Source organism: Clostridia bacterium (genome assembly GCA_017554615.1).
In the GTDB taxonomy this organism is placed as follows: domain Bacteria; phylum Bacillota; class Clostridia; order UMGS1840; family HGM11507; genus SIG450.
Window position 1 is genome coordinate 1 of the sequence record JAFZHY010000024.1, and the last position, 11,175, is coordinate 11,175.

19 protein-coding genes and 5 tRNA genes are annotated in these 11,175 nt (G+C 35.3%); 19 read left to right on the forward strand and 5 right to left on the reverse strand.

Annotated features, from left to right (window positions below):
* Nucleotides 1-67 precede the first annotated feature (67 nt).
* The 16 genes from rpsE to IKZ35_05715 all read left to right on the forward strand — a co-directional run bounded on the left by rpsE (nt 68) and on the right by IKZ35_05715 (nt 8,243).
* Nucleotides 68-574: a 30S ribosomal protein S5 gene (gene rpsE / locus IKZ35_05640; GenBank protein MBR4893442.1), complete on the forward strand. Its 507-nt coding sequence runs from the start codon at nt 68-70 to the stop codon at nt 572-574.
* Between the two features lie 8 nt (nt 575-582).
* Complete coding sequence (gene rpmD / locus IKZ35_05645; GenBank protein MBR4893443.1) at nt 583-768, forward strand: 50S ribosomal protein L30; 186 nt, start codon at nt 583-585, stop codon at nt 766-768.
* 20 nt (nt 769-788) lie between these two features.
* Complete coding sequence (gene rplO / locus IKZ35_05650; GenBank protein MBR4893444.1) at nt 789-1,229, forward strand: 50S ribosomal protein L15; 441 nt, start codon at nt 789-791, stop codon at nt 1,227-1,229.
* Between the two features lies 1 nt (nt 1,230).
* Entirely contained in the window at nt 1,231-2,502 is a 1,272-nt protein-coding gene (gene secY, locus IKZ35_05655; protein ID MBR4893445.1) for a preprotein translocase subunit SecY, read from the forward strand.
* Nucleotides 2,503-2,524: 22 nt separating this feature from the next.
* Nucleotides 2,525-3,157, forward strand: a complete 633-nt coding sequence (locus IKZ35_05660; protein MBR4893446.1) for an adenylate kinase — start codon at nt 2,525-2,527, stop codon at nt 3,155-3,157.
* A gap of 1 nt (nt 3,158) precedes the next feature.
* Nucleotides 3,159-3,905, forward strand: coding sequence for a type I methionyl aminopeptidase (map, locus tag IKZ35_05665; protein MBR4893447.1), 747 nt, complete (start codon nt 3,159-3,161; stop codon nt 3,903-3,905).
* Nucleotides 3,906-3,924: 19 nt separating this feature from the next.
* Entirely contained in the window at nt 3,925-4,203 is a 279-nt protein-coding gene (locus IKZ35_05670; protein MBR4893448.1) for a KOW domain-containing RNA-binding protein, read from the forward strand.
* 20 nt (nt 4,204-4,223) lie between these two features.
* Entirely contained in the window at nt 4,224-4,442 is a 219-nt protein-coding gene (infA, locus tag IKZ35_05675) for a translation initiation factor IF-1 (protein MBR4893449.1), read from the forward strand.
* 26 nt (nt 4,443-4,468) lie between these two features.
* A complete protein-coding gene (gene rpmJ, locus IKZ35_05680) occupies nt 4,469-4,582 on the forward strand; it encodes a 50S ribosomal protein L36 (GenBank protein ID MBR4893450.1) in 114 nt (37 codons plus the stop codon).
* 115 nt (nt 4,583-4,697) lie between these two features.
* Entirely contained in the window at nt 4,698-5,063 is a 366-nt protein-coding gene (gene rpsM / locus IKZ35_05685) for a 30S ribosomal protein S13 (protein MBR4893451.1), read from the forward strand.
* Between the two features lie 13 nt (nt 5,064-5,076).
* Nucleotides 5,077-5,475 (forward strand): 30S ribosomal protein S11, encoded by a 399-nt coding sequence (gene rpsK, locus IKZ35_05690; GenBank protein ID MBR4893452.1) that lies wholly within the window; start codon nt 5,077-5,079, stop codon nt 5,473-5,475.
* A gap of 17 nt (nt 5,476-5,492) precedes the next feature.
* Entirely contained in the window at nt 5,493-6,122 is a 630-nt protein-coding gene (gene rpsD, locus IKZ35_05695) for a 30S ribosomal protein S4 (GenBank protein ID MBR4893453.1), read from the forward strand.
* Nucleotides 6,123-6,204: 82 nt separating this feature from the next.
* Complete coding sequence (locus IKZ35_05700) at nt 6,205-7,152, forward strand: DNA-directed RNA polymerase subunit alpha (protein MBR4893454.1); 948 nt, start codon at nt 6,205-6,207, stop codon at nt 7,150-7,152.
* A gap of 18 nt (nt 7,153-7,170) precedes the next feature.
* The gene (gene rplQ / locus IKZ35_05705; protein MBR4893455.1) at nt 7,171-7,515 is read left to right on the forward strand and encodes a 50S ribosomal protein L17; all 345 of its coding nucleotides are present in this window, start codon (nt 7,171-7,173) and stop codon (nt 7,513-7,515) included.
* Between the two features lie 36 nt (nt 7,516-7,551).
* Entirely contained in the window at nt 7,552-7,758 is a 207-nt protein-coding gene (gene rpmE / locus IKZ35_05710; protein ID MBR4893456.1) for a 50S ribosomal protein L31, read from the forward strand.
* Between the two features lie 394 nt (nt 7,759-8,152).
* Nucleotides 8,153-8,243, forward strand: a tRNA-Ser gene (locus tag IKZ35_05715).
* Between the two features lie 98 nt (nt 8,244-8,341).
* On the opposite strand, the gene IKZ35_05720 is transcribed toward IKZ35_05715, so the two are convergent.
* Nucleotides 8,342-8,545: a helix-turn-helix transcriptional regulator gene (locus IKZ35_05720; GenBank protein ID MBR4893457.1), complete on the reverse strand. Its 204-nt coding sequence runs from the start codon at nt 8,543-8,545 to the stop codon at nt 8,342-8,344.
* An 83-nt stretch (nt 8,546-8,628) separates the two neighbouring features.
* Here IKZ35_05720 and IKZ35_05725 point away from each other — a divergent pair, with 83 nt between their 5' ends.
* From IKZ35_05725 to IKZ35_05735, 3 genes are all read left to right on the forward strand, one after another.
* Complete coding sequence (locus IKZ35_05725; GenBank protein ID MBR4893458.1) at nt 8,629-8,862, forward strand: hypothetical protein; 234 nt, start codon at nt 8,629-8,631, stop codon at nt 8,860-8,862.
* A gap of 99 nt (nt 8,863-8,961) precedes the next feature.
* The gene (cysK, locus tag IKZ35_05730) at nt 8,962-9,912 is read left to right on the forward strand and encodes a cysteine synthase A (protein MBR4893459.1); all 951 of its coding nucleotides are present in this window, start codon (nt 8,962-8,964) and stop codon (nt 9,910-9,912) included.
* 187 nt (nt 9,913-10,099) lie between these two features.
* On the forward strand, nt 10,100-10,552 hold the full coding sequence (locus tag IKZ35_05735) for a hypothetical protein (protein ID MBR4893460.1): 453 nt from the start codon (nt 10,100-10,102) through the stop codon (nt 10,550-10,552).
* A 218-nt stretch (nt 10,553-10,770) separates the two neighbouring features.
* Here the strand turns inward: IKZ35_05735 and IKZ35_05740 are convergent.
* From IKZ35_05740 to IKZ35_05755, 4 genes are all read right to left on the reverse strand, one after another.
* Nucleotides 10,771-10,846 (reverse strand) — tRNA-Lys (locus IKZ35_05740).
* 36 nt (nt 10,847-10,882) lie between these two features.
* Nucleotides 10,883-10,958: transfer RNA gene (locus tag IKZ35_05745), tRNA-Gln, on the reverse strand.
* A 39-nt stretch (nt 10,959-10,997) separates the two neighbouring features.
* A tRNA-His gene (locus tag IKZ35_05750) sits at nt 10,998-11,074 on the reverse strand.
* Nucleotides 11,075-11,083: 9 nt separating this feature from the next.
* Nucleotides 11,084-11,160, reverse strand: a tRNA-Arg gene (locus IKZ35_05755).
* Between the last annotated feature and the right edge of the window lie 15 nt (nt 11,161-11,175).

The following is an 11,175-nucleotide window of genomic DNA, read 5'->3' on the forward strand; positions in this document are numbered from 1 at the left end:
AGTTGCTGCATTAGCAGACGGCGCTCGTGAGGGCGGTCTTAAATTCTAATAAGGAGGTAAAACCCAAGTGAGTTTAGATAAAGTAGATTCTACAGTATTAGACATAAAAGAAAGAGTTGTAAGCTTAAACCGTGTTGCTAAAGTTGTTAAGGGTGGTAGAACATTCAGATTTAGCGCATTGGTTGTTGTTGGTGATGAAAACGGCCATGTTGGTTGCGGTATGGGAAAAGCTGCTGAAATTCCTGATGCAATCAGAAAAGGTATCGAAGATGCTAAAAAGAATATGGTATCAGTTCCACTTCTTGGTACAACAATTCCTCACGATATTATTGGTAAATTCGGTGCAGGAAGCGTACTTTTAAAAACTGCTCCTGAAGGTACCGGTGTTATCGCCGGTGGCGCTGTCAGAGCGGTTATCGAGTTAGCAGGTATCAGAGATATCAGAACAAAATGCTTAAACTCAAACAACCCAAGAAATGTTGTTAACGCAACAATTAACGGACTTGCCAGCCTTAAGAAAGCAGAAGATGTTGCTAAATTAAGAGGCAAAACCGTTGAAGAAATTTTAGGATAGGAGGGATCATTGTGGCTACTAAAACATTAAAAATCACATTAGTAAAAAGTACTATTGGTAGAAAAAAAGATCATATCGCCACAGTAAAGGCCCTTGGTCTTAAGAAAATCAGAGATTGTGTTGAATTAAACGACACACCTCAAATCAGAGGTATGATTGATAAAATATCTTATTTGTTAGATGTTACTGAATAAATTTTGAGGAGGTGTAACAAATGAAGTTATTCGAATTATCTCCTGCAGAAGGTTCAACAAAAGAGCCTAAGAGAAAAGGTAGAGGTCATGCTACCGGTAACGGTAAAACAGCAGGTAGAGGTCATAAAGGTCAGAAAGCACGTTCAGGTGGCGGAGTAAGACCTGGTTTTGAAGGTGGACAGATGCCTTTATACAGAAGACTTCCTAAAAGAGGCTTCATAAATATATTTGCAAAAAACTATACTGAAATTAACGTTTCTGAACTTGAAAGATTTGACAATGATACAGTTGTTACAGCAGAACTTTTAAAAGAAGTTGGCTTAATTTCTAAAATCAACGACGGTATTGTTGTTCTTGGCAGAGGGGAATTAACTAAAACTTTAACTGTTAAAGCATGCAGATTCTCAAAAACTGCTGAAGAAAAAATTACTGCCAAGGGCGGAAAAGTTGAGGTGATATAACATGTTCAAAGTGTTTGCGAATGCTTGGAAAATTCCTGATTTAAGGAAAAAACTGTTGTATACTTTAATGCTTTTATTTGTATTCAGATTAGGTTCTGCTATTCCAGTTCCTTTTGTCAGCGCTGCTGCACTTAAGGAAATGTTAAGCGGAGGAGACACACTGTTTTCAATGTATAACATAATCTCCGGTGGTGCTTTTGAAAATGCTACAATTTTCGCAATGAGTATCACACCATATATTAACTCATCAATTATCATGCAGTTATTATCTGTTGCGATTCCTGCTTTAGAAAGAAAAGCTAAAGAAGGCGAAGAAGGCAGAAAATTCATTGCACAGTGGACCAGATATTTAACAGTAGTCTTAGCATTACTTCAGGCTACAGGTCTTTATTTCGGTCTTGCAGGTGCAGTTACAAAACGCGGCATATTCACATATTTGGTTGTTGCGTTAACACTTACAGCCGGTACAGCATTCTTAATGTGGTTAGGCGAACAGATTAACGAAAAAGGTATTGGTAACGGTATTTCACTTCTTATCTTTGCCGGTATCGTTTCCCGTGGTCCTGCTACAGTTACAGCGATTGTTGAAATGTTTAAGGCTGAAACACTTAATGTGTTCACTCTTATTGCACTTTTAGCATTAGTTGTTGCAGTTATCGGTATAGTTGTTCTTATGAATAACGGTGAAAGAAGAATTCCTGTTCAGTATGCTAAAAGAGTTGTGGGCAGAAAAATGTATGGAGGCCAGAGCACTCATATTCCAATTAAGGTTGCTATGGCAGGCGTTATGCCAATCATCTTTGCGATTTCCATTATTTCATTCCCTGCTACAATCTGTCAGTTAGCCGGTATCACTGCTAACTCTCAGGGCTTCTGGGGCGGATTTTTAAGAGCAATGTCTCAAGGCTCATTACTATACGGAGTTCTATATTTCCTACTAATTATATTCTTTACGTATTTCTATACAGAAATGCAGTACAATCCTGTTGAAATGGCTAACAACATGAAACAGAACGGTGGATTTATTCCTGGTATAAGACCTGGTAAAACAACTGTTGAATTCATTAAGTCTATACTTAATAAAATCACTTTAGTTGGTGCTATCTTCTTAGCATTAATCGCAGTTTTACCAATGCTTCTTACAAATATATTAGGTGCAAGCCTTGCATTTGGAGGAACAAGTTTACTGATTATCGTTGGTGTTGCATTAGAAACAGTTAAACAGTTAGAATCTCAGATGCTTATGCGTCATTACAAAGGTTTCTTAGAATAATTGGTTAAGAAAGAGTGATTGTATGAAATTAATTATGTTAGGAGCTCCTGGTGCAGGTAAAGGCACACAGGCAAAAATTATTTCTGAAAAATTAAACATACCTACAATTTCTACAGGTGCGGCTATCCGTTCTGAAATTGAAAAGGGAAGTGAAATTGGTCTTAAAGTAAACGATATCATTAAATCAGGTAACCTTGTTTCAGACGAAATCGTTATCGAACTAATCGAAGCAAGACTTAAAGAACCTGACTGTGCTAACGGATTTATCTTAGACGGTTTCCCAAGAACTATCAATCAGGCAGACGGTTTAGAAAAACTTGGCTATAAAATTGATAAGGTATTAAATATTGACTTAGACGATGAAATAATCATCGACAGATTATCCGGAAGAAGAGAATGTTCAAAATGCCATGCAATATTCCACGTTACCAGCAATCCTCCAAAGGTTGACGGTATATGCGATACTTGCGGTGCAGAACTTTCTATCCGTCCTGATGATAAAAAAGAAGTTATAGTTAACAGACTTAACGTATTCCACGAAGTTACAGAACCTTTAAAAGCATATTACGAAGAAAAAGGTATCTTAGTAAGCGTTAAAGGACTTGGTAATGTGGACGATACAACTAAAGCGGTTTTCGAAGCTTTAGGAGTATAATATGATCTATGTTAAGAATAAAAAAGACATTGAGTTAATGAGGGAAGCTTGCAAACTTACCAAAATGGCTCTTAACCATGTAGGTAAGCATATTAAAGCCGGGGTTACAACCGGTGAGCTTGACAGAATTGCTTATGATTTTATAAAAAATAATAATGCAATTCCCTCTTTCCTTAATTACAATGGCTTTCCGGCATCAATATGCAGTTCCGTAAATGACGAAGTTGTTCATGGAATTCCGGGCAAACGTGTAATTAAAGACGGAGACATAGTAAGTATCGATATAGGTGCTTATCTTAACGGATTTCATGGCGACTGCGCTAAAACATTTTTTGTTGGAAATGTGTCAGAAGAGGCTAAAAAACTTGTGGAAGTTACAAGACAGAGTTTTTATGAGGGCATTAAGTTTGCCAAAGCGGGTAACCGCATCGGCGATATATCAAATGCCATTTCGACCTATGTTGAAAGTTACGGCTTTTCAGTTGTAAGAGATCTGGTAGGTCATGGAATAGGAAAAGCACTCCACGAAGACCCGTCTGTTCCGAATTTCGGAAGAGCAGGAAAGGGAGTAAGGCTTATTCCGGGGATGACTCTGGCTATTGAACCCATGATTAATCAAGGTAGTTACTATGTATTTACCGATGATACAAAATGGACGGTTAAAACTTGTGACGGCAGTTTATCTGCACACTATGAAAACACTATTCTGATTACAGAAGGTGAACCGGAGATTTTAACCAAAGCTTAATAATTTTGAGGTGATATAGGTGAATATAGTTCCTGCTTCCTTAGTGGAAGTTACAGCAGGGAGAGACAAGGGAAAGTTTTTACTGGTAACTAAAGTATTGGATGAAAACTATGTTCTTATATGCGACGGGAGAAGACGAAAAGTTGAAAACCCCAAGAAAAAGAAAATAAAACATTTAAGAACTCTTTGTTATTCACTTAAAAGTATTAAAGAAAAATTAGATTTAGGTATCGAAATCAACAATTCCCAAGTTAGAAAATCTATAAGAGAGGGATTAATTGAACTTAAGATTTTATAAGAGGAATAAGGAGGTTTATTATGGCAAAAGATGATGTTTTGGAACTTGAAGGCACAGTTATAGATGCTCTGCCAAATGCTATGTTTATGGTAGAACTTGAAAACGGCCACAAAATTTTATCACACATTTCGGGGAAATTAAGAATGAACTATATTAAGATTTTACCCGGAGATAAGGTAACAGTTGAAGTTTCTCCATATGACCTTACAAAAGGCAGAATTACCTGGAGAGCAAAATAGTATTATATAGAAATGAGGTATAAACTATGAAAGTAAGACCATCAGTAAAACCAATGTGCGAAAAATGTAAAATAATCAAAAGAAAAGGAAAAGTAATGGTTATTTGCGAAAATCAGAAGCACAAACAAAGACAAGGTTAATACAAGGTTAATTAGATTTTAAAAAGTGCGGCTGTGCAATTAGATTGTAAACTTATTTAAGATCTTAAATTATAAAAACATTATTGATACACATTACAGGAGGTGTAATATCAGTATGGCAAGAATAGCCGGCGTTGACTTACCAAGAGAAAAACGTATTGAAATCGGATTAACATACATTTTCGGTATTGGTAGAACAACATCAAACAAAATCTTAGAAGAAACAGGTATCAACCCTGATACAAGAGTTAAAGATTTAACTGACGAAGACGTTGCAAAATTAAGAAGTGCTATCGAAGGATATACTGTTGAAGGTGACCTAAGAAGAGATATAGCACTTGATATCAAACGTTTGATGGAAATCGGATGTTACAGAGGTTCAAGACATAAGAAAGGGCTTCCTTGCAGAGGTCAGAATTCTAAAAACAATGCAAGAACAAGAAAAGGTCCTAAGAGAACAATTGCTAACAAGAAGAAATAAGAGGGAGGGATAAATCTTGGCTAAAACAGCAAGAAAAACTACTCGTAGAAGAAAAGAGCGTAAAAATATAGAACGTGGCGCTGCTCACATCAGTTCTTCTTTTAACAATACTATTGTTACAATTACTGATGTTGCCGGAAATGCATTATCATGGGCAAGTGCCGGTGGCCTTGGTTTCAGAGGTTCAAGAAAAAATACTCCATTTGCAGCTCAGATGGCAGCAGAAACTGCAGCAAAAGCCGCTATGGAACATGGTTTGAAAACTGTTGAAGTATTCGTTAAAGGTCCTGGTTCAGGCAGAGAAGCTGCAATCAGAGCACTTCAGACAGCAGGATTAGAGGTTACTATGATTAAAGATGTAAGCCCAATTCCTCACAACGGTTGCAGACCGCCTAAGAGAAGAAGAGTATAATAGGAGGTGTATTAGATATGGCAAGATATACTGGCGCAGTATGTAGAATTTGTAGAAGAGAAGGTCAGAAACTTTTCTTAAAAGGTACAAAATGTTATTCTGAAAAATGTGCTTTCAATAAGCGTTCTTATGCACCTGGTCAGCATGGTCAGAACAGAAAGAAAATGTCTGAATACGGTATGCAGTTAAGAGAAAAACAGAAAGTAAGAAAAACTTACGGTATTTTAGAAGGTCAGTTCGAACACTACTTCGAAATGGCTGTTGCTAAAAAAGACGGTATCACAGGTGAAAACTTCTTACAGATCTTAGAAAGCCGTTTTGACAGTGTAGTATACAGAGCAGGTTTTGCAACTTCAAGAGCAGAAGCTCGTCAACTTGCAAGACACGGGCACTTCACAATTAACGGTAAAAAGGTTAACATTCCTTCTTACTTAGTTAAACCAGGTGATGTTATTGCTATAAAAGATAAATCTAAAAACAGCGAAAAAATTAAAGCAGTTTTAGAAACAACTGAAGGTAAACTTGTACCTCAGTGGTTAGATGTTAACAGAGATGCTTTAACTGCTACTGTTACAAGACTATCTGAAAGAAGCGAAATTGATTTAGATATTAAAGAACACTTAATCGTTGAGTTCTATTCTAAATAATAATTAACCCTCAGGGTATATATAGTCAAAGACTTTATCTTAAAATTAGGACCATTGAGGTCAATTAAAGGAGGGTAAAATCATGATAGAAATGGAAAAACCAAGAGTTGAATGCGCAGAAACATCTGAAGATAAAAGATATGCCAAGTTTATCATTTCTCCGTTAGAAAGAGGCTATGGCACAACTTTAGGTAACTCTTTAAGAAGAATTTTACTTTCTTCTTTACCTGGCGCTGCTGCTACAAGCGTGAAAATTGACGGTGTTGACCACGAATTTTCAACAATTCCAGGTGTAACAGAAGATGTTACAGAAATTATCTTAAATATCAAGAGTGTTGCTGCAAAATTACATTCTGATGTTCCAAAAGTATGCTATGTTGATGTTGTAGGCCCATGCGAAATCACTGCTGGTGATTTAAAACATGATGCAGATGTTGAAATATTAAATCCTGAATTACACATCGCAACATTAAACGAAGAAGCAAAATTATATATGGAAATTACTTTTAACAGAGGCAGAGGTTATATTACTGCAGAAAAAAATAAAACTGCTAATATGCCTATAGGAATGATTCCTGTTGACTCTATTTACACACCGGTTAGAAAGGTTAACTGCACAATCGAAAATACTCGTGTTGGTAACGAAACAGACCATGATAAACTTATCATTGAAGTTTGGACTAACGGCGTTATTATGCCTGACGAAGCAATCAGCTGGTCAGCAAAAATAATGAAAGAGCATTTAGATTTATTCGTAGACCTTTCTGAAGAAGCGAAAAATGCTGATATTATGGTAGAAAAAGAAGAAAGCAAGAAAGAAAAAGTATTAGAGATGACTATCGAAGAACTTGATTTTTCTGTTCGTTCTTACAACTGCTTAAAGAGAGCCGGAATCAATACTGTTGATGATCTTATCAAGAAATCTATCGAAGATATGATGAAGGTAAGAAATCTTGGCAGAAAATCTTTAGAAGAAGTTGTTCATAAACTTGAAGCATTAAATCTTCACTTAGCAAGCGAAGAAGAGTAATAAAGGAGGTATATTTAAATGCCGGGTACAAGAAAATTAGGTCGTACAACTGACCATAGAATGGCTATGCTTAGAAATCTTGTAACTTCACTTTTAGAAAACGGTAAAATTTCTACTACTGTAACAAGAGCTAAAGAAGTTAGATGTTTAGCAGAAAAAATGATTACATTAGGTAAGAAAAATACCTTGCATACAAGAAGACAGGCACTTTCATTCATAACAAAAGAAGATGTAGTTACTAAGTTATTTAGTGAAATAGCTCCAAAATATGCTGAAAGAAACGGTGGTTACACCAGAATTCTTAAAACAGCTCCAAGAAAAGGCGACGGAGCAGAAATGGCTATTTTAGAACTTGTTGACTAAGAAATAAAGACACATTTTTAAAATGAGGTGAATTAAATGAAAAAAGGAATTCATCCTGAATATAAGGATACAAAAATTATCTGTGCTTGTGGAGCAGTTTATGAAACAGGCTCTACAAAAGAAGATGTTCACGTAGAAATATGTGCAAAATGTCATCCATTCTTCACCGGAAAACAAAAATTAGTTGACGCAGGCGGAAGAGTTGACAAATTCAGAAAGAAATTCAACCTACAGGGTAAATAATTTCTTTTTTGAAAAATCTTTAAAGAAAAATGATATCATTTTTTTACCGAACATAAGGGGAATACTCCTTATGTTCGGATAAAAAAGATTCATTACAGGGAAAATACAATAAATTATGGAGAGATGGCTGAGCTGGTCTAAGGCGCACGCCTGGAAAGTGTGTGAACCGGAAACGGTTCCGTGGGAACTGCGCAGCGACCGCGTCCAGTGGACGAAGAAGGGAGCGCGTAAGGGTTGTGCTGTAACACAATGAGTGCAAGGGTGGTTTTACCGCACGAAGCAGGAATTGATGTTACGAACGGCTCGAAGAGGAATCCCGACTCTTTTAAACTCTTATAAATAAGGAAAAAATAACTCTATTTTACTAAATTTAAAAATATAATAAATATGACATGGAGAGATGGCTGAGCTGGTCTAAGGCGCACGCCTGGAAAGTGTGTGAACCGGAAACGGTTCCGAGGGTTCGAATCCCTCTCTCTCCGCCAAAACAAAAAACACCTAACTAGGTGTTTTTTCATTTTATATTATTCATTAAATTAAAGCCATTCCCCCTACAATAAAAAAAGAGCAACTACTGCTCTTCTTATTTTTTCTTAAATTCATCGCCATTTATGAGGTAATCTATTGAAACATTAAAATACTTTGACATTTTGTTAAGCATATCAAGGCTTGGTTCTCTTTTTCCATTTTCGTAATGTGAAAGTGCTTCACGGGAAATATTTAAATCTATGGCAACCTTTAATTGATTTAAGTTGCGTTCTTTTCTGATTTGTTTTAAACCTTTCATAAAATCACCCCTTGACTCCATTGTAACAATTTGTTACAATAATTATGGTACATTCTGTAACATAATATTAAAGGGGATAGAATATGAATATAAAACTTGAATTATTAAAAATTTACATACGTGATATTATAAACAACAATTTAAAAGACCTTGAAATTGATGCATCACAAATTGCCGATACAACTGCTATAAAGATGCTAAGTGAAATACAAAAGATAATTAAGGACAAAAATTATTCTGATTTTGATGCAATAGAAGAAATAGTGGGTATATTTGAAAATTATAATATTGATGCAGGTTTTCGTCATGATTTTTAGAACGGTATAAAATTTTAAATCATACTTTTACCAAACAAATTCCTCCATTTACAAAAACTATAAAATATGGTATACTAATTTAAGAAAGGAAGTGAATATATGACTAACATATATAAATCACAAGATTTTTTAATTGGTAATACTCCTTTAATGGAACTTATAAATATAGAAAAAGAATTTAATTTAGAGGCAAAGATTTTTGCAAAACTTGAGTTTTTTAACCCTGCAGGGTCAGTAAAGGACAGAGTTGCAAAGGCAATGATAGAAGATTATGAACAAAGAGGGTTAATAAATAAAGATACCGTTATAATTGAGCCAACCTCAGGAAATACAGGGATAGGACTTGCTTCGGTTTGCGCATCAAAAGGTTATAAGTTAATAATCGTTATGCCTGACACAATGTCTTATGAAAGGCAGCTTTTAATTAAAGCATACGGTGCATCCCTTGTGCTAACAGATGGGAAAAACGGAATGACAGGGGCAATAAAGAGGGCAGAAGAGATAAACAAGGAAATTAAAAACAGTTTAATTGCAGGTCAGTTTGTTAACCCTGTAAACCCAAAAGCCCATTTTGATACAACAGGCCCTGAAATTTATAAAGATACAGATGCAAATGTTGATATATTTGTATCAGCCATTGGCACAGGCGGAACAATTACAGGCACAGGGGAATTTTTAAAGTCAAAAAATTCCAATATTAAGATTGTAGGAATTGAGCCTAAAGAATCTGCTGTATTATCCGGAAAACAAGCAGGAGCGCATAAAATTCAGGGAATAGGCGCAGGGTTTGTGCCACAGATTCTTAATGTTAAAATTATTGATGAAATAATCACAGTGTCTTCAGAAGATGCATATAAAACTGGAAGCCTTATCGGTAAATATGAGGGAATACTTGCAGGTATATCATCAGGCGCAGCACTTTATGGCGCAATAGAACTTGCGAAAAGAGAAGAAAACAAAGGTAAAACAATAGTTGTGATATTTCCTGATGGTGGGGAAAGATATCTTTCAACAGATGGGTATTTTTCATCAGGGGAAGAAAGAAAATAATAGAATAATGAATAAAAACTCTATCGGAAGATAGGGTTTTTATACAAATGATAAACAGTTTTAATGAAGAATTTGCAGAGTAAAACAAGGTGGATACAAAGGATATACACAGGAAGAATATAAATTATGTTATAATCCAAATGAAAATAAGATATACCATGCAAAAAAATGATAAGGGAGAAATTAAATGAGAAAACATATTGTAACTATACTAACAGGTATTTCTATGGCTTTTATATTAATAATTTTCAGTAAAGGATTTACACAGTTGCATACTGCTGAATGGGAGTACAGACTTAATATGCTTCCTTTATTCATATTTATATGTATAGCAGCTATATATGCTGAAATATTAATAGTTTATATTTTATTTAAATTGTTTTATAGGGATAAAATAAAGTTAAATATCTTTTTAAATAACATATTAGAAAAATATGTAGTTTTAAGCTTTTTGGAATTTATTATAAACTTTGCACTAAAAGGCTTAACAGATAATCAAATTATATTATTTATCCCATCTTTTGCTATAGTGGTTGCACAATGTTTTATCGTATACGATTATCTCAAGAAAATTGATTCTTGTGGTTGGAAAAAATATATTATATTAGCAATAATTTTTGTTTTATCAATTGTCATTTAAATAATTGCATTAAGAATAATTTTACAGTTTTTTAGACTCTAATTTGAGCCAATCAACTTTAAATGTTTACATACTGCCAAACTATGGAGCAGGGGTTAAGTTAATAAAATAAAGGGAATTAAAAAAGACTGTTATAATAAATGAATAATAAATAATGAATAGTGAAAAATGAATAATACAAAACAAAAAATCCTATCTTACGATAGGATTTTTTGTTTTGGTGAGCCATCCGCGATTCGAACGCGGGACACCTTGATTAAAAGTCAAGTGCTCTGCCGGCTGAGCTAATGGCCCATATTAAATTATTTTTTGAATTTTAAAGTGCATTTTTGGCTGGGATGGCTGGGCTCGAACCAGCGAAATGCAGGAGTCAAAGTCCTGTGCCTTACCACTTGGCTACATCCCAACATCTTCAGTTTTAGTGGTCAAACGGTCGAAGAAAAATTGGGGTGGGTAATCGGCTTCGAACCGACGACCCCCAGGACCACAATCTGGTGCTCTAACCAACTGAGCTATACCCACCATATAAAGTGGCGCGCCTGAAGAGATTCGAACTCCTGGCCTACTGCTTAGAAGGCAGTTGCTCTATCCAACTGAGCTACAGGCGCACAATGTGGAGCGGG